This window comes from Candidatus Hydrogenedentota bacterium (genome assembly GCA_035450225.1).
Lineage (GTDB): Bacteria > Hydrogenedentota > Hydrogenedentia > Hydrogenedentales > SLHB01 > DSVR01.
Genome location: DAOTMJ010000009.1, coordinates 71,840 through 89,710 on the forward strand (window position 1 = coordinate 71,840; position 17,871 = coordinate 89,710).

16 protein-coding genes are annotated in these 17,871 nt (G+C 60.4%); 8 read left to right on the plus strand and 8 right to left on the minus strand.

Annotated features, from left to right (window positions below):
* Positions 1 to 55 precede the first annotated feature (55 nt).
* From rpsO to dut, 4 genes are all read left to right on the plus strand, one after another.
* On the plus strand, positions 56 to 325 hold the full coding sequence (rpsO, locus tag P5540_07505; protein HRT64662.1) for a 30S ribosomal protein S15: 270 nt from the start codon (positions 56 to 58) through the stop codon (positions 323 to 325).
* 63 nt (positions 326 to 388) lie between these two features.
* On the plus strand, positions 389 to 2,656 hold the full coding sequence (gene pnp / locus P5540_07510; protein ID HRT64663.1) for a polyribonucleotide nucleotidyltransferase: 2,268 nt from the start codon (positions 389 to 391) through the stop codon (positions 2,654 to 2,656).
* Between the two features lie 60 nt (positions 2,657 to 2,716).
* On the plus strand, positions 2,717 to 3,994 hold the full coding sequence (locus P5540_07515) for a pitrilysin family protein (protein ID HRT64664.1): 1,278 nt from the start codon (positions 2,717 to 2,719) through the stop codon (positions 3,992 to 3,994).
* On the plus strand, positions 3,991 to 4,446 hold the full coding sequence (gene dut / locus P5540_07520; GenBank protein HRT64665.1) for a dUTP diphosphatase: 456 nt from the start codon (positions 3,991 to 3,993) through the stop codon (positions 4,444 to 4,446). The genes P5540_07515 and dut overlap by 4 nt, the downstream gene beginning before the upstream one ends.
* Before the next feature lie 63 nt (positions 4,447 to 4,509).
* Here dut and P5540_07525 read toward each other — a convergent pair whose 3' ends face one another.
* The 6 genes from P5540_07525 to P5540_07550 form a co-directional block, all read right to left on the minus strand.
* Positions 4,510 to 6,255 (minus strand): divergent polysaccharide deacetylase family protein, encoded by a 1,746-nt coding sequence (locus P5540_07525; protein HRT64666.1) that lies wholly within the window; start codon positions 6,253 to 6,255, stop codon positions 4,510 to 4,512.
* On the minus strand, positions 6,252 to 7,058 hold the full coding sequence (gene murI / locus P5540_07530; protein HRT64667.1) for a glutamate racemase: 807 nt from the start codon (positions 7,056 to 7,058) through the stop codon (positions 6,252 to 6,254). The genes P5540_07525 and murI overlap by 4 nt, the downstream gene beginning before the upstream one ends.
* Positions 7,059 to 7,065: 7 nt before the next feature.
* A complete protein-coding gene (locus P5540_07535) occupies positions 7,066 to 7,734 on the minus strand; it encodes a GerMN domain-containing protein (protein HRT64668.1) in 669 nt (222 codons plus the stop codon).
* A complete protein-coding gene (locus tag P5540_07540; GenBank protein HRT64669.1) occupies positions 7,731 to 8,924 on the minus strand; it encodes an N-acetylmuramoyl-L-alanine amidase in 1,194 nt (397 codons plus the stop codon). The genes P5540_07535 and P5540_07540 overlap by 4 nt, the downstream gene beginning before the upstream one ends.
* A 173-nt stretch (positions 8,925 to 9,097) precedes the next feature.
* Positions 9,098 to 9,520 carry a hypothetical protein gene (locus P5540_07545; protein ID HRT64670.1) on the minus strand — a complete coding sequence of 141 codons (423 nt, stop codon included), beginning with the start codon at positions 9,518 to 9,520 and terminating at the stop codon, positions 9,098 to 9,100.
* A gap of 12 nt (positions 9,521 to 9,532) precedes the next feature.
* Positions 9,533 to 10,069 (minus strand): hypothetical protein, encoded by a 537-nt coding sequence (locus P5540_07550; protein ID HRT64671.1) that lies wholly within the window; start codon positions 10,067 to 10,069, stop codon positions 9,533 to 9,535.
* Positions 10,070 to 10,555: 486 nt separating this feature from the next.
* On the opposite strand from P5540_07550, the gene P5540_07555 reads away from it, so the two are divergent.
* The 3 genes from P5540_07555 to P5540_07565 are packed head-to-tail and all read left to right on the plus strand — an operon-like array spanning position 10,556 to position 14,191.
* Complete coding sequence (locus tag P5540_07555; protein ID HRT64672.1) at positions 10,556 to 12,043, plus strand: hypothetical protein; 1,488 nt, start codon at positions 10,556 to 10,558, stop codon at positions 12,041 to 12,043.
* 58 nt (positions 12,044 to 12,101) lie between these two features.
* On the plus strand, positions 12,102 to 13,415 hold the full coding sequence (locus P5540_07560) for a Gfo/Idh/MocA family oxidoreductase (protein ID HRT64673.1): 1,314 nt from the start codon (positions 12,102 to 12,104) through the stop codon (positions 13,413 to 13,415).
* Between the two features lie 38 nt (positions 13,416 to 13,453).
* On the plus strand, positions 13,454 to 14,191 hold the full coding sequence (locus P5540_07565; protein HRT64674.1) for a ThuA domain-containing protein: 738 nt from the start codon (positions 13,454 to 13,456) through the stop codon (positions 14,189 to 14,191).
* Positions 14,192 to 14,211: 20 nt separating this feature from the next.
* Here P5540_07565 and P5540_07570 read toward each other — a convergent pair whose 3' ends face one another.
* Positions 14,212 to 15,111, minus strand: a complete 900-nt coding sequence (locus P5540_07570; protein HRT64675.1) for a DUF1559 domain-containing protein — start codon at positions 15,109 to 15,111, stop codon at positions 14,212 to 14,214.
* Positions 15,112 to 15,140: 29 nt separating this feature from the next.
* Positions 15,141 to 16,127, minus strand: a complete 987-nt coding sequence (locus P5540_07575; GenBank protein HRT64676.1) for an HAD family phosphatase — start codon at positions 16,125 to 16,127, stop codon at positions 15,141 to 15,143.
* 147 nt (positions 16,128 to 16,274) lie between these two features.
* On the opposite strand from P5540_07575, the gene P5540_07580 reads away from it, so the two are divergent.
* Positions 16,275 to 17,870 (plus strand): hypothetical protein, encoded by a 1,596-nt coding sequence (locus P5540_07580; GenBank protein ID HRT64677.1) that lies wholly within the window; start codon positions 16,275 to 16,277, stop codon positions 17,868 to 17,870.
* Position 17,871 lies beyond the last annotated feature (1 nt).

Here is a 17,871-nt window from a genome sequence, read left to right on the forward strand (position 1 = left end):
CCGCTGCACCGGCGGCGCACTGGGAAGTGGGCGAATGCGAAAGGACAGGTGAATCATGGCGGTAACCAAGGAACGTAAAGGCGAAGTTATCAAGTCGTTCGCAAAGCATGAGGGCGACACCGGTTCGGCGGAAGTGCAGATCGCGTTGCTGACGGAACGGATCAACGAGTTGACCGTGCATTTCCAAAAGCACGCGAAGGATTTCGCGAGCCGCCGCGGCCTGCTGAAACTGGTCGGCAAGCGCCGCAATCTGTTGAATTATGTGCGCAATCAGGACATCGAGCGTTATCGCGCGATTGTCAAGGCGCTGGGTCTAAGAAAATAAAAAACAGGTTGGAATGTGACGCCGAGGGCGTTCTCATCCCAGCGGGAGTGTCAAAACAACACCATGGTAGAACGTCTCTCAGTACGAGTCGGATCCGAAGAGATCCATTTTGAAACGGGCAAAATCGCCAAACAGGCACACGGTTCCGTGATGGCTGTTTTCGGCGACACGATGGTCCTGTCGGCGGTATGTGTGGCGCCGGAAGCGTCACCGGGTCAGGACTTCTTTCCCTTGACGGTTGATTACCGCGAAAAGAGTTTTGCGGCCGGACGCATTCCCGGTAACTTCTTCCGGCGCGAAGGCCGTCCCACGGAACGTGAAATCCTCGTGTGCCGCCTGACGGATCGTCCGGTGCGCCCCTTGTTCCCGAAAGGATTCTTCAACGAACTTCAGGTCTGTCAGACCGTGTTTTCCGCGGACAATGAACACGATCCGGGGGTCTTGTCGATCAATGCGGCCTCAGCGGCGCTGAGCGTTTCGCCGGTACCGTTCCTCGGCCCAATTGGCGCGGTGCGTGTGGGGTGTTTCAACGGCGAATTCGAAGTCAATCCGCCGATGTCCAAGATGGCTGAAAGCCAGTTGGATTTGGTGTTGGCAGGCACCCGGGAAGCCATCTGCATGGTGGAAGGAAGCGCGAAGGAACTGCCGGAAGACAAAATGGTCGAAGCGCTTGAATTCGGCCACACCTTCATCATTGAAATCTGCAAGGGCATCGAGGAATTGCAGACCCGCGCCGGGGTCCCGAAAATGCCCTTCGTTCCCAAGGAGCTCGATCCGGCCGTCGTGGCGGATGTCGAGGAGGCCATTGCCGGCCGCCTGGAAGCCGCCCTGTCCCTTGTTCAGAAACAGGAGCGACAGGCCGCGGTGGATGGACTGAAGGCGGAAGTGGCCGATGCCCTGGCTGAACAGTACGGGCCGGACCTTTTCGCGGAGCGCGCCGGCGCCATTGCAGAGGCTTTTACGGCCGCCGAAAAGAAACTCATGCGGCAAAAGGCCATCCGGGACAAAATCCGGCTTGACGGACGCCGTCCCGACGAAATTCGCCCCATCACCATTGAGGTCGGCATCCTGCCCCGCACGCATGGATCGTGTTTGTTTACCCGCGGTGAAACGCAGGCCATCGTCACGACGACGCTGGGCACAAGCCGCGATGAACAGCGCCTCGATGAATTGACCGGGGAAGAATTCAAACGGTTTATGCTCCATTACAATTTCCCCAGTTGGTCGGTCGGCGAAGTCCGGCGGATTTCGGGACCGGGACGCCGTGAAGTTGGCCACGGAAAATTGACGGAGCGGGCGCTGGAATGCGTTCTTCCCAACGACAACGACGATCCGGAAAAGGCGTTCCCTTATGTCATCCGCGTCGTGTCGGACATCACGGAAAGCAACGGGTCGAGTTCGATGGCGTCGGTGTGCGGCGGAACCATGAGCATGATGGACGCGGGCGTTCCCATCAAGGCCCCCGTGGCCGGCATTGCGATGGGCTTGATCAAGGAAGGCGACGATGTCTGCGTTTTGACCGACATCCTGGGTGCGGAAGATCATTACGGCGACATGGATTTCAAGGTCTGCGGCACGGCCAAAGGCATCACCGCGTTCCAGATGGACACCAAAATCGGGGGCATTCCGCGCGAGGTCATGCACCGGGCGCTGATGCAGGCACGCGACGGACGCTTGTATATCCTGGACAAGATGCTGGCCTGTCTGCCCGAACCGCGCAAGGAAATCTCGCCCTACGCGCCACGCATCTACACCATCAGCATCCCCGTGGACAAGATTCGCGAAGTGATCGGGCCGGGCGGCAAGGTCATCCGCGAGATACAGACCAAGACCGGCGCCGAAATTGAAATCGAGGACGACGGCACCGTCAATGTCGCGGCGGTGGACAAGGCCTGCGCCGAGGCCGCCATAGACATGATCAAGTTGATCGTGTCCGAGGTGGAGGTCGGAAAGGTCTATCACGGCACCGTGACGCGCATAATGAATTTCGGCGCGTTTGTCAGCGTTCTGGGCGGACGCGAAGGGTTGGTGCATATTTCCGAGTTGGCCCCGCACCGCGTGGGCGAAGTAACGGACGTGGTGCAAATCGGCGATGAAATAGACGTCAAGGTCATCGAAATAGACCGCATGGGCCGCGTCAATATGTCCAAAAACGCCGCGGATCTCGAACTGGGCCGTATTTCCGCCGAAGACATGCCGCCTCCGCGTGAACCGCGTTCCCGTGGCGATCGCGACCGGGGCGGACGCGGCGGCGATCGGGGCGGACGCGGCGGCGATCGGGGCGGACATTCCGATCGCAATCGAGATCGGAACGGCGGACGGCGCCGTTGATCCCAACGCATTCGAGGCGGCGCGTCCGGGCGTTGCGGCGCGCCGCGGCAAGGAAGTTTCATGCAGCCTGAGAAAGATCTGCTCTACACCGACAATGCCGTCGCGCGCAAGCTCGACAACGGGATGACCGTTACCCTGGAACGCCTGCCCTATCTGCATTCCGCCACGGCGGGCGTGTGGGTCAAGACGGGGTCCGCCAACGAACAGCCCGATCAGGCCGGCATCTCCCACTTCCTCGAACACCTCTTCTTCAAGGGCACGAAAACACGCACCGCCCGACAAATCATGGAGCCTATCGAAAGCAAGGGAGGGCATCTGAACGCCTTCACCTCGCGCGAGTACACCTGCCTCTATATCAAGACGCTCGACAAACATCTCGCCGCCGGCATCGAAGTCTTGGCCGACGTCATCAAGAATTCGACCTTTTGCGACCTCGACAAGGAACGCAATGTCGTCCTTGAGGAAATCGCCTCGATAGAGGATGTGCCCGAAGACTATGCGCACGATTTGCTCAGCGCGCGGTTATGGCCCAATCATCCCTTGGGATGGCCGGTTTCGGGGCGCGTGGAAAGCGTGGCCAACATCACGATCAAAGACGTACAAAGTTATTACAAGGCATGGTATCGTCCCCGCAACATGTATTTTTCGATAGCGGGCAATTTCGACGAGAGCGCCGTGCTCGAACAGGTTGATCGCGAGTTTGGCGGATTGCCGCCCAGTCCCTCGCACAAGCATTCCGGACCGCCCGAATTCGCCCCTGGCATCGAAATCGTCGAGCGGGACATCGCGCAGAACCATCTTTGCATGGCCTTTCCCGGACCGACGGTGTCCGACGAACGCCGGTATGTCTACGACATATTGAGCAGCGCGTTGGGCGGCGGCAGCACGTCGCGCCTGTTCGAACGCATTCGCGAGGAAGAAGGCCTTGCCTATTCGATCTATTCATTCCACAGCTGTTTTTTCACGGCGGGCATGTTCGGCATCTACGCGGCGGTCGCCCCTGAAAACTTTGACCGCACCCTGAGCCTTATCTTCGAGGAGATCGGCAAGTTTCGCGCCAAGCCCATTCCCGAAACGGAACTCGAAAACAACCGGGAACATCTCAAGGGCAGCATGCTGATGTCGCTCGAAAGCACGTTCAACCGAATGTCGCGCATGGCCAAATCCATGATCTACTACAAGCGGTTGCTGGGACTTTCTGAAATTATCGGCGCACTCGACGCCGTTACCGTGGACGATCTGCATCAGGTGGCGGTCGAGATTTTCCGGCCCGAACGCTGCACCATGCTTGTGCTCGGCCCGAAACCGGCCACCCCACTGGAGGGCATCCCCCTGTGACTCCGGCGGTTCGCGTCGCCATCCTGCGCGAACCCGGCACGGACGATTTGCCCCTGCCGGCCTACGAAACCGTTCATGCCGCCGGCATGGATCTGCGCGCAGCCGTGCGCGAGCCAGTGACCTTGGCGCCCGGCGGGCGCGCCCTGATTCCCACAGGCATCCGAATCGCCCTGCCGCCGGGATACGAGGCCCAAATCAGGCCGCGATCCGGCATGGCGTGGAAGCACGGCCTTACAATGCTGAATTCCCCCGGCACGATTGACGCCGACTATCGCGGGGAAATCCGCCTCATCGCCATCAATCTCGGCCAGGAACCCTGTACCATCCAGCGCGGCGACCGCATCGCGCAATTGGTCATTGGCCCGGTCGCCTTCGCGGAATGGGTCCCGGTTCGGGAACTGCCGCCGACCGAACGGAACGAGGGCGGTTTCGGACACACGGGAGATCAATAAGGCAACCGCTGAACCGTCAAGGCGTAAACGGCCATTGCCCGGCGTTCCGGCGCGATCGCGCCTTCAACTTTTCGGGCGTTTCTTGCCCGATTTCACCGGAATCGGCTCTGTGTTGCCCGCGGATTCCCCCGGAATGGCCACGGGCCCTTCCAAGGGTTTGGCCACGGCGGGGCGCAAGACCAGTTCGGACGCATGGACCAGTTTGATCCCGTTCTTTTCCAGTTGTGGCAGCATGGAGACGAGCACTTGGACCGTGGTCGGGCGGAAATGGCCGATCCCGATGGCGTAACCCCGTTCCTTGGCAACCTCCATGAGATGGTTGAACTGGCCGATGATGTAGTTGGGTTCTTTTTGATGGTCGAGAAAAACGTCTCGGCTTCCCGCGGGAATCCCGTGCTTCAGGGCGCCGTCGAACGCCACGCTGCGCGGTGTCGTGCGGCTGTCTATAAAATACAGGCCGCGTCCGGCCAAAATGTTCATAAACCGGTTGATGGCGTTCGCATTGGATGTAAACACGGATCCCATGTGATTGTTGACGCCTACCGCTTCGGGAATGCCCGCCAGGGCCTCGTCGAGTCGCCCCCGCATTTCGGCTTCCGTCATGCCGGTCAGAAGGCTGCCGGGCATGTTCGCCCCTTCCATCGGCATATGGAGCATCACTTCAAACCCAAGTTCGGATGCCCGTTTTGCGGTGCGGGCTCCGAAGGGCGTGCCGGGCAGGATGGCGAGGGTCAGATTGGGATCGAGCGCAAGGATGCGCGCCGTGACCGGCCCGCCGTACCCGCCGTCATCCAAGATGATCGCAATACGGGGGATTTGATCGCTCGGCGTGGAAATCCCGGCCAGTTTCCGACCCAGTTCCATTTCGTCGAGCCCCGTTGAATCCAACGGCACCTCCTCGATGTCCGAAACTCCATTCATCCATTCCCCGTTGACGAGACCCGCCTGCAGCGGAGCCAGGGCGCTTGCCGGAAATTCATCGGACGGCGGTTCGACCCCGGTGCGAGAAAAAACGATGTCCGCGCACACATAATCGTCCAAAGCAACAGAGAACGTGGTCGTGCCGCCGGTTCCGATATGGGCAGCCACGTTGGCTGAATGCCCTTCCGTTTCCGGCGCCCCGGACACGGCTTCACGCAATCCTGTTTCGACCTTGTCGAACGAAAGTCCCGACGGATAGGGCGCGTTCAAACGCGCATATTGCCAAATGGTTTTATCGTCTTCCTTTCTTTCGGAGGGAACGGTCTCGACAAACTCCGCCGGGATGTTTTGGTCCGCCAGCCACGCATTCACCCCTTGAAGCACATGTTCGCATGCGGACGTCAAATCCGTTTTGGGCTTCTTTTCCCGTATGCGCAGCGTGGCAAATACGCGATTACCCAGCGAAGCGCGCATTTCGCGCACCGAGTCCGCAAAGGCGGTTTCGACCAGCGCCACGTCGAACGGTTGCATGCGCCGCGCAACCAGTCCGACCAGCGCCGCGCCGTCCATGATGTCCGGAAGCGCCACGTCGAACGATGTTGCCGTCCAAAAGGCCTCCTCGTCCGAGCAGGGTTCCGGTTCGCCCCGCGCGATATTTTCTTTGGGAACGCGACAGTTGACGAGTGTCCGCTCCAGCACGCCGGCCAGTTCCGTGGTCCGATCCCGCAGATTCAAGGGCCGCGATTTCACGTATTGCCGGGCCAGCATGCCGGCGGCCAGCAGCGCGACGAGGCAAACGCCCAATCCCGCGGCTACGCCAACCCATGAATGCGGCAACTGGCCCGGAATCGGCCCGTCCGGCGCCGGCGTGGATTCGTTCTTGGTCATTGGACGTCTACCCACTCGACCGGGCCGGTATCCCAGCCGAGGAATTGCCGGCCGATGCGTCTGAAATTCTCCGGAGCGTCGGTCACCAGAAACCGCCGCCATGCCGTTGAATCCGCTTCGGCGCCGAGGCCCATCCCTTCCACAATGGCCGCCACCGCCTCCGCCGTCGCTTCGGCGCTGTCCACGATGGCGACCGATTCGCCCATGGTCTGTGCAATGACGGCATGCAGAAGGGGGTAGTGCGTGCAACCGAGCACAAGCGTGTCGGCCCGGTTGCGAATCAGCGGCTCCAGGTACGTGCGCGCAATCAGCAACGGGATGTCACCGGTTGTCCAGCCTTCTTCCGCGAGGGGGACAAACAGCGGACAGGCCTGCACGAAAACATCCACGTTCGGATCGCGCGCGCGCAGGGCGGCCGGATACGCCCCGCTGCCGATGGTGCCGGCGGTCCCGATGACGCCGATCCGCCGGTTGCGCGTCTTGGCCAGCGCAGATGCGGCGCCCGGCTCAATCACGCCGACAACCGGCACGTCCAAATCGGCCTGAAGTCTTTCAAGCGCAAAAGCCGAAGCCGTGTTGCACGCGACAACCAGCAGTTTCACGCCTTCCTTGAGCAGAACATCCGCGCACGTCCGCGCATATCGGATTACGGTATTGGCGGACTTGGTTCCATAGGGAACGCGCGCGGTGTCGCCGAGATAGATGAGCGATTCGTTGGGCAGCCGTTCCGCGATCTGCCGCAAGACGGTCAATCCGCCGACTCCGCTGTCAAAAATGCCTATGGCCGGTTCGTTTACAGGCATGGCCCCCTCATGCGCCGTTTCCGGCGATCCATCGGGAATCGGGTTTCACCGGGCCACCGAGATCCAGATGGGCGGGAAAATTCTCGTGCGGTGCGCTGCCTTCGATCAGAAAACGCACGCGCGAGACCCCGGCTTCGCCTTTCCCGCCCCGCAACGCATCGGCGGCCAACGTGTTGACCACGCCGTAAACCATGAGCGATTCCAGCGAGGCGCTGCGAACCTTCTTCAATTCGTTAGCCATTTCCATCGAAAAATCCACGACCAATTCGCCGCCTTCCAGCAAATACATTCCGCGAATGCGGGTCGAGGCTGGAAGAATGGGCGTCAAAATGTCGCGGGGCCCGCGAATCAACGCTTCAAGCGCTTTGCGGCAATTTTCCACGGTCGAATCGCCGGTTTCGATTCGGGCTGTTTCGGCTACCAGCGTTTTCCCCTCCGCATCGGCAAAATACAGCACGATTTCCTTGGTCGCCGTGGCATAAGAAGGAACGGCTGGCGGCGCGGCTGACGGCGCGGCTTTGGATTCGTGCTTCACGATCGCAAGGGGATCGCCGCCTTCCCGCATCAGTTCGCGCACAAGCAGTCCCACGCACGCCACAAGCGCCACCGTTGCCATGGCCCAAATCCAAAGCAACGTGCGCCGTATCATGGCCCGCCGCCAAGCCCGGTTCATCATGGCTTGCCCTCGGCCGCGGGAGCGGCAAGGGCTTTGATGCCTTCCGCGATTCCGTTGGCGATTTTGGCCTGATGATCCTCCGTCAGCAGCAGCGATTCCTCGGCGGGATTTCCGAGATAACCGGCTTCCAGAAGTACGCCCGGCATCCCGATGTCGCCCAGTAGCGCGCACGGCGACGGATGAACCCCGCGCACTTCCTGACCGGATGCCGCGGCCACGGCATCCGCCAGCGCCTTGGCCGCGGCCAGGCTGCGTTCGGCGTATGGAGCTCCGGGGCGCTCGGTGATCTTTCCATCGGCATTTGGGACGTGTCCTTGGTCCGGATCCCAATAGAAGGCCTCGATGCCCCGCCCCGACTGCGAAAGTCCTGATCCCAGGTGAATGGAAATATAAAGATCCCCCTTGTTTTGGTTGGCAAAGGCGGTTCGTTCGGCACGGGAAACGTCCTTATCCGAATCACGAGTGAGCAAAACGGTAACCGGTGCGCCCGCCAGGGCTTTGCTTGTTTTCAGGGCGATATGGAAAACAGCCTGTTTTTCCTGCAGACCGCCGTGCCCCTCACAACCGGAATCCGATCCGCCGTGTCCCGGATCGAGGATGACGATCTGAACAGGCCGATCCTTCGCCCGATCGGAAGCCGGCATTTTGGGGGGTTCGACGGGCGCGGAAGGAAGAGGCGCTTCCGGCGGTGTTTCGATCGGTTGGACGGGAGGGGAAACGGGCGCAGGCTCGGAAACGGGGTCTGCCGACGGCGGCAACTCGGGGGAAGGCGCGGGGGCCGGCGGCTGGACGGGCAAATCCTGTTTGATGGCCAGATTGAACGCCTTCCGGAACAAGGGGACCACATCCTCCAATGCGATGAGCGCCTCCCCGTTCCGTTCCTGCACGGGATGGGCAAGATCGAACAATCCCAAGGAAGAACTCACTTGGGCGGTTCCCAAACTTAACCACGCCGCTTTCGCGGCCAAATCCACCTGCACCCGTTCAGGCGTCACGCGACAGGCGCCGCCCATCTGGCTCGCCAACGAAGACAGCGAAACATACGGAGTATCCCCCATCGGCACGAGTTCCACGTCTGCGACGCGCAAATCGTCTTGCACCCGGACGGAAAACGACGCGAGTTCCCCCCACGCCGGACACCACGCGACCGCCACGACCCCAAACAAAGCAATAGCGGGAAACGGTCTCATCGCGCCCATACATCCAACAATACCACCGCAATCTTCAACAACGGCGGAACGATGAAAAACAGGCTTCGCGCCAAGGCCAGAAAAACACCCGCGAGCGTCACTAGGACCTACCCTTCCGGGGCGGAAAAACGCCCCTGTCCGTTGCATTGAAATTCCGGCGCCACCGCCAGCCCTTACGAACGCCGTTTTGCCTCAAACACCTTGCGCGCCAGTTGATATTCGCCCACCTGAACCCGCTTTTTCTGGGCCAGTTTGATCTTGCTCTGCGCGGCCGCCACTTCCGCGTTGAGTTTTTCAAGGCAGGCTTGGCACAGTTTTTTGTTCAGGCTGATGGCCGGGGCGCCGCAACGGCCGCATTTGACCGACTCGGCAAGACTGACATTCGCGATCAGTCCTTCCTGCAACATGCGCGAAACGCACTGAACCGTCACGCCGGCCGCTTCGGCGGTTTCCTCCGCGTTCAGGCTTGGATCCCGCTCCAGTACCGCCCGGATCTTGTCGTAATCCGCGTTCTCGGCCTCTTGGCATTTCGCGCACACGATTGTCCGGGTTTTCTCGAATATCTTTTTACAGCGAGGACATGTTGCCAAAGGCATTGGACACCTCCCTCATCGTTCTCCCGGATAATACGCCATCGAATCCGGTTCCACTTCCATATTGCCAACAACGTTCGCTTTCAATATCAATTCGTCGCATGCGACATTCACGCCCACGACCATCTTCCGGATGGCGCGGCCTTGTTCGTCCCGCGGCGCCTGTGCGCGCACGGGATACACCACTTCCATCCAGGCACGGCCACAGGCCGGGCGATCCAGATCGGCCCGGCCGGAATCGGTTCGCACGACCCGCAGCATCGCCGTGGGCGCAAATAGGTACACGTCTTCAATGCCTTCCGGGCGCAAACGGTTCCCTTCCGCCGTCTTCCGGGCCAAAGATGCCTGTAGTTCCTTCTTGATGGCATCGCGTCCTTCGCTGCCGGAACCGGCGCAATCCAAACGGTCGCGCATCCATGCCGTCATGTCCATTACGGCATCCCACGCGCCGTTCTGGCAGGCCCGGGCATACTGCATGGCTGTCCCGGCTGTCCCGGCATGGATGCTGGAATCCGCAAGGGCTTGTGCCGATGCCCACAACACACACGCCACACCGATCCATCCGAATGGACGGCCTTTTCGTCGCGCCGACGCACCGATCATGGATCCATCGTAACAAACCTTGTCTCATGAGTCAACGGGGATCAAACGGGTTACCGATGGACTATCCGCCATCAGTCCTTGGTTGTTGGAATTGAAAACCTGGATCGGCGATCTTCGATCACGATTGCGCGTACGAATAAAACAAATGCCGCTTAGAGCGTGTACGGAAAGGGCGTGGGACAGCCTGTCCAATCTGTCGTCCTTGTAAATTTTCCGGTTCCAGGATGACAGGCTGGACAGCCTGTCCTACGTTCCGTGCCCAAGGGATTTTACGTACCCGCGCTTACACCGTGGACGCGGCGCCCTGCCGCGTTTCTTGCGTGCGGCGAAAATAGCGGGATCGCGATCGTATTTTGTGTTTTTTCGTGAAAGACTGATATTCTGGATTCCAGTCGAGTCTGCGGTGGATGGCAACCATAACGGAGGGACTTTCACATGAGCCGGCAATCGCAAGGCAGTCAATGCACGTGTTGTTCGATGTCGCGGCGTTGTTTTCTGGCGTCGGCTGCGGGAGCGGCGGGCGCGGCAATCACGGCGGGCGCGGCGCGTTCCGCATGGGCGGCGGGGGATGTTTCGGGTCCCCTCGACATTGCCCAGTTCCGTCCGAAACCGCTGGTTAGAATCAAGAGCGCGGTGGTGCGCCTCCATCCGCCGTACTGGCTGGGCTGGCCGGGAGCGGCCTACGATCTCGAAGGCCATCGCCAGGAATATGCCCGTCAGTTTGCGGAATCAGCCGGACGCGTCGGCGTGCAACTCGAGGCGGTCGAAGATCCCCTGGAAACCAACGAGGCCGTTGACGCCTTTGCGAAGGCCATCGAGGCGGAAAAGCCGGACGCGGTATTGCTGATGCTTCAGCACATGGATTCATGGCGGCACATGGACCGCATTTACAAGGCCGGCGTGCCGATGATCGTGTTCGCGCCGGTCGGCACCTGTTTCACCGGCCACGTGCTCGAACTGTCGCGGCGGCAGGGGGTGCTGGTCATTTCTTCGCTCGAATCGTCCGCGGTCGAGCAGGCGTTCCGGATCGTCCGCGCCAAGAAGCAGTTCGAGGCGTCGCGGCTGCTGGTCATTGCGGGAGACAAGCGCAGCGAATCCGTGCTGGAACGCCTCGGCACGAAAGTGCGCCACATTCCACGCAAATCCATGGAGGAAATGTTCGCCCAGGTTCCCGCGAACGACGAGGCGCACGAGGTGGCCCGGAAGATGTTCAAGGATGCCCGGAAAGTGGTCGAACCTTCCGACGAGGACGGCGTGAACGCCGCGCGAACGTATATCGCCGCGAAGCAGTTGCTCAAACTGGAGGATGCCAACGCGCTGACGACGGATTGTCTGGGCATGGTCACGCAGAAAGTCGTGCCGACGCCGCCGTGCATGGCCGCCTCGATGTTCCAGGACGCCGGCGTCACCTACGGCTGCGAAGCGGACGTGTTTGGCGCTATGTCGCTCATGCTGACGAGTTACCTGTTCGATCGCCCCGGCTATATGAACGATCCGGTGCCCGAAACGGTGAAAAACCTCCTGATTGCCTCGCATTGCGTGGCGGGAACCAAGATCCGGGGCCTTGACACGGAACATGCTCCCTATATCCTGCGGAGCCATTCCGAGTCGAACATCGGGGTGTCCGTCCAGGTGTTGTGGCCCGAAGGAGAACGCGTGACGCTTGCCCGGTTCCAGAATCCGAACGAATTGATCGTGGATACCGGCACGGTCGCCGGGAATGTGGACACGCCGCCCGCCGGCGGATGCCGCACCAGCGTCGAAATCGCGATGGATCGCGTCGAGGATGCCCGGGACGTGCTCGGCTTCCACCAAGTGGTTTTCCTTGGCGACTTCCGCAGGGACCTGCAAAATTTCTGCCAGATGTACGGCATCAAGGTTGTCAATTCGCCCGAAAAAGCGCCGGCGCCGAAATTGACGTAAGCGATCCCAGTTTGGACGGGCGGGAAACGACGAGGTCGTGAACCGAGAAGGACAAGCCATGTCGAAAAAAGGATCGCTGCGCAAACCGACAATGACGCGGCGCGCGTTTCTGAATGCCGCCATGGGGGCTGCCGCCGCGTCGTCTTTTCCGTACATTGTGCCCGCGCGGGCGTTGGGACTGGAAGGTCATGTCTCGCCCAGCAACCGCATCGCGGTGGGCTGCATCGGCAACGGCCCCCAAGGCAACGGGGTCATGGGCAATTTCCTCCGGAACGAAAACGCCCGGGTGGTGGCCGTGTGCGACGTGAACGCGCAGCGGCGTGAGGCCGCGCAGAACATCGTGAACGGACATTACGGCGACCACGGTTGCGCGGCGTATGGCGATTTTCGCGTGTTGCTCGCGCGGGACGATATTGACGCGGTCCTGATTGCGACGCCGGATCATTGGCATGTGCCGCACGCGGTGGCGGCCGCCCATGCCGGAAAAGACATGTACGTCGAGAAGCCCCTCATGCTGAGTTTGTCGCAGGGGCAGGCCCTTCGGGATGCGATTCACCGGCATGGGCGGGTGTTTCAATACGGCACGCAGCAGCGATCTTCGCAGGAATTCCGGCTCGCCTGCGAACTGGTGCGGAACCGCCGGATCGGCGAATTGAAGACGATCAAGGTGGGATCGCCCGCCAGCCGGGAATCCGAAAATCTTGCGCCGGCGCCCGTGCCCGAATGGCTCGACTATGACATGTGGCTGGGCCCGGCGCCGTGGGCGCCCTTTGCCGACAACCGGATTGTGAACCATTATTGGTGGCACAACACCGATTATGCCCTTGGGTTCGTGGCGGGATGGGGCATTCATCATGTGGACATCGCCCAATGGGGCAACGGCAGCGATTCGACCGGACCGGTCGAGGTCGAGGGAACAGGCGTCTTCCCGCGCGACGGTTTCTGCGATTGCGCCACCCGGTGGAACGTAATTATGCGATACGACAACGGCGTCGTGCTCGACTACACGGATGAGGCCCAGAACCGGCACGGCATCCGGTTCGAGGGAACCGAGGGATGGGTGCATGTCGCGCGGGGCGTAATCGAGACGGAACCGAAGTCGCTTGTGCAAACGAAGTTCGGCGGAAATGACATCCGGCTTTACGAAAGCCGGAATCATGTCGGCAACTTTCTCGATTGCGTCAGGTCGCGGCGGGAAACCGTCTGTCCAATTGACGTCACCGTTCGTTCCGACATGATCTGCCATCTGAGCGACATCGCGATGCGTCTCGGCCGAAGGCTGCGCTGGAACCCGGCCATGGAACGTTTCGAGAACGACGCTGAAGCCAATCGGATGTTGGTGCGCGCCATGCGGGCGCCGTGGCAGGTATAAGAACTAAGAACAAAGAACAAAGAAGAAGGGAATCCGGCATGACGAACGGTCGTTTCATCGGGCCATGTCTTGTTTTCGTGGCGGCCATTGCCTGGAGCGTCGGCGCGTATCCCGCGGAGAAGATGAAAGTCGTCGTGGTGACGGGCGGCCACGGATTCGAAGAGAAGCCGTTCAAAACGATGTTCGGGAGTTATCGCGACCTCGACTGCGCGTTCGTGGCGCTCGCGGATGAGAGCGAGATTTTCGAGGACATCTCGAAATGGCCGTACAAGGTCATCGTGCTATACAACATGACCCGCGCCATTTCGGAAAAACGCCAACGGAACTTCGTAGCGTTGCTCGACAGGGGCATCGGGCTTGTCGTGCTCCATCACGCAATCGCCGCGTTTCCGGATTGGCCCGAATACCGCAAGATCATCGGCGCCAGGTATTTTCTGGAAGACACCGAGGAGAACGGTGTGAAATACCCCCGCAGCCAGTGGAAGGAAGGGGTGGACATGGCCTTGCGCGTTGAAGACCCTTCCCACCCGATATTGGCCGGCATTCGGGATTTCGTCCTGCACGACGAAACCTACAAGGGCTACCATCTTGAGCCGGACAATCGCCTCCTTCTGTCCTGCGACAATCCCGGCAGCCAAAAAGAGGTCGCGTGGACACGGACCTACCGCAACGCGAAAGTTTGCTTTATTCAACCGGGTCACGGCAGGGAAGCATACGCCAACGAATTTTACCGTCGGATGGTCTTGCAGGCCATCCGCTGGTCGGCCGCGAAATAAGGTCCCAAGGGGATTCCGGATTACAGCCCGGCAAGCGCCACAATCTGCGTCCAGGCCCGGCTGAAGGGAAATTGCCCCGGATACTTGAGAAATTCCACATGCCCGTCCATGTACAGGACATTTCCGCCGCCGGGCACATGATTGAAGTCTTGTGTCTTGGGTGAAATGAAGTCGCAGTAATAGCCGAGATGGCTTTGGGCGGCCGCCGTCGCCGCGGGATTGTTGATGTCCGTAACGAGAAACCGTTCGATGCCGTCCCGGATGCGATACGCCGTGACGGGACCGTATACCTCGTGATCGTACTTGATGTCCGCGTCGTACACGGTAAAATCGCCTTTGGCGGCCTTGTCGAGCGTCTGGGCCAGCACCAGGAGAAACCGGGCCGAAATATTCGGCGGATTGTCGTTTTCCGTGCCCGAGGTAATATAATCGCGTTCGCCCCGGAAGGCCCAGGAAATGTAGATGTAGGAAAGCGGGCCGACCCTGCACGGTTCGAACGGCTTGGCCGGATCGTTTTGTTCATTCCAGACGCCTTTGCGGAAATCGGCGGCATTTGAATCGGACGGACAAACCAGCACGGACAAGTCGGACAGGTATTCCGGGTACATACTCTTGGCGTCGAAGAAGAATTCCGGCGAGGGGGCGTCCGGCGGCGCGGTCAACAGGCGCCCGTTGGGGCGGTCGCATGCGCCGGACGTTTCGTCGTAAATGTAGTGCTTGATGGACGGAAACAGCGCGTCCCGCGCCTCGCCGGCATACATCTTGACGCTCAGCCCGACCTGCTTGAGGTTGTTGGCGCAACTAATGCGACGCGCCGATTCGCGCGCCCGCGCCAAGGCCGGCAGCAAAATGGCCGCCAGCACGCCGATGATGGCGATGACCACCAGCAGTTCGATCAACGTAAACCCGCGTTTCCGCATGATTTCATGCTCCTCTTGTTCGGATAATATCAGAAAATGATGTCCATTATCTCTTCAAACGTCTTGCAATAATACTGGCACAGGCCGCGGGCGCCGCTTTCGACGATGTTTCCGCCGCCGTACCCGATGGCAGGAAAGCCCGCCAGGCGTATCGCGCAAATGCCCGCGCCGCTGTCTTCGATGCCCACCGTGTGGCAGCGTTCCTCGAACGGCAGCCCCAGGCCGACGCGCGCCGTTTCCGCGTAAAGCCAGGGATGCGGCTTGGGCGACAGTTCGCCGAGCGTGCCGGGTTGTCCGTGGCGTATGGCAAAGCCCGCCGTCACGATCGCGTCGTAAAACTGCGCCGGATCGCCCATGCCGAGCGTTTGAAACGCCGAGACGATTTCAGGCCACGCTTTCTCATACAGTCCGGACGTGACGAGTCCGATTCGGATGCCCCGCGCCTTCAAGGCCAGCAGAAACGGCTTGAGTCCCGGGGACGGCGTGAACGCGTCGCGCCGCCCGCGCCCCTGCACAATGGCCTGCAACTCCCGGTCCGTATGTTCGAAATAGAAACGCCGGGCTTCTTCGACCGTTTTATCGGGACAGTACTTTTCGATGCAGTACTGGAGATGCTCCGACACGCTGTGTCCCGACACGTGCGGCCAATCGGCGTCTTCGAGTTCAAACCGGGGATTGCCGAGGAGACGGGCCACCGTCAGTTGGATGATCCATATCCAAAACGATTCGCTGCGGACGCTTGTTCCGTCCAGATCCATCAGGACGGCTTTGACCGGCTTGCGCAATTCGACCGGATGGACGGGATAATACGCCGGATACCCCATCGAGGATCGCACGCAGGCAAGCGTATGCCGGTCGAAAGCGATAAACTCCACTTTGCGATCGCCGGTCGCCGTGACGGAGACGACGCCATGGCGTCCCGCGGCGAACAATCCGTCGCTGCTCGTTTCAAGCGGAACGACACCGGACGCCGTGGACACTACTCCGATATGGGGAATGAGAATGCGCGAGGTCATCGAGACTCTCTGGTGCTCCTGCGGAGAGAATTATAGACGACACCCCCACGACCTGTCGAATCGTGGAAGTGTTCGGGTCCGCTTCCTTGAATTCGAGGCGCGCAAGCCCTACCATGCGGCAAACACGGGTGCGGGTGGGCCGATTCGTTGACGCTCGAAACGCTGCATACCATCAAGGGCATTCTGGCCGGCGCCGTCGTGGCATTGGCGGCGGCGTACTGGTGTTTGGATCGCTGGCGCGTCGCGAAGGGGCGCCCGGCGCTCGACGTCTTGTTGATCCTGCTGGCCGCCGTCTGCGCGGCCTCGTATTTCGACTTTGGGCAGTTCCCCAAGTACCGCCGCTTCATGAATCCGCACGATGTGTTTCACTACTACCTTGGATCGAAGTATTCACGCGAAATCGGATTCGCGAACCTCTACGAGTGCGTGGCCATCGCCACCGCCGAAAACCACAGGGGAGAAATTCTCCATCCCACCATCCGCAAGATGGACGATTATTCCTTTGTGTCCGGAAAAGAGGTCCTCGCCAAGGCGGATACATTCAAGCGTCCCTTTTCCCGCGATCGGTGGCAGGAATTCAAGAAGGATGTCCGCTATTTCGAGTCGCTTGTCACCAAGCGCCACTGGCGCGGGATTACCCTCGACATGGGGTACAATCCGACGCCGGTGTGGAACATGACGGGGCGTTTTTTGACCAATCGCGTGCCAACCGAAAGCACGGCGGGAATGAATTTCCTGGTCGCAATCGATCTGGCCCTGCTGGCCGCCACATTCTCCGTCGTCGGGCGGACTTTCGGCTGGCGCGCGGGACTATTCACCATGATGTTTTTCTGCACGCATTTCTGCATGAGTTACACGCACATCCGGGGCGGATTCCTGCGGATGGATTGGCTCGCATTCCTTGTCATGTGCGTGTGCGCGATCAAGACGGGCCGTTACAAGACGGCCGCCGGCTTGCTCGGCTACGCGGGCATGGCTCGCGTGTTTCCGATTATCTTCGGATTCGGCATGGGCGCGAAATTTTTATGGAGCCTGTGGCGGACACGCCGGATTGAACGCAAATACGCCGAGTTTTTCTCGGTGCTGGCGATGGTGTGCGCCGCGCTGTTCGCCGTTTCGGCATGGGATGACGGCGGCCTGCACGGCTGGAAGGAATTTGCCGGCAAGATCGGCGTACACAACGCGCACATCGCTCCGGTCCGGGTCGGATTCAAGTACGTTTTCCTGATGGCGCACACGAAACCGTCGGGATCATGGAACGTTTACAAGGCGGCCATGACACGGCAGTTCAACGAGCGAAAAGCGCAATGGTGGCTGATGATCGGCGCGGCGCTGGCCGTCTCGTTGCTGGCGGTGCGAAAACTCGAAGACTACGAATCGCTGGCGTACGGATACGTTCCCGCTTATTTCCTGACCGCGCCCACCTTTTATTATCACATCATGATGACGCCCCTGCTCCTGCTGTTCCTGCCGAAGCGGGACCAACCGTTGCGGATGGCCGGCGTCATGGGCATGTTCGCGGTATCCATCACAATGGAACTTCTCAATGTGTTCATGCCGCTGGACGTGTTCCTTTCGTTTTTGATGTCCTGCATGCTCCTGGTGCTGTGTCTGTATTGCGCGGCGGCCGGACTGGCCGCGCGCCCCGTGGAGGCCGGGGCAACGCCCATCGTGGCGTCCGAGACGTCTCCCCCGTCCGAAAAAGCCCGCCATGCCGAAAAAAGCCGAAAAAAGCCGCAATAAC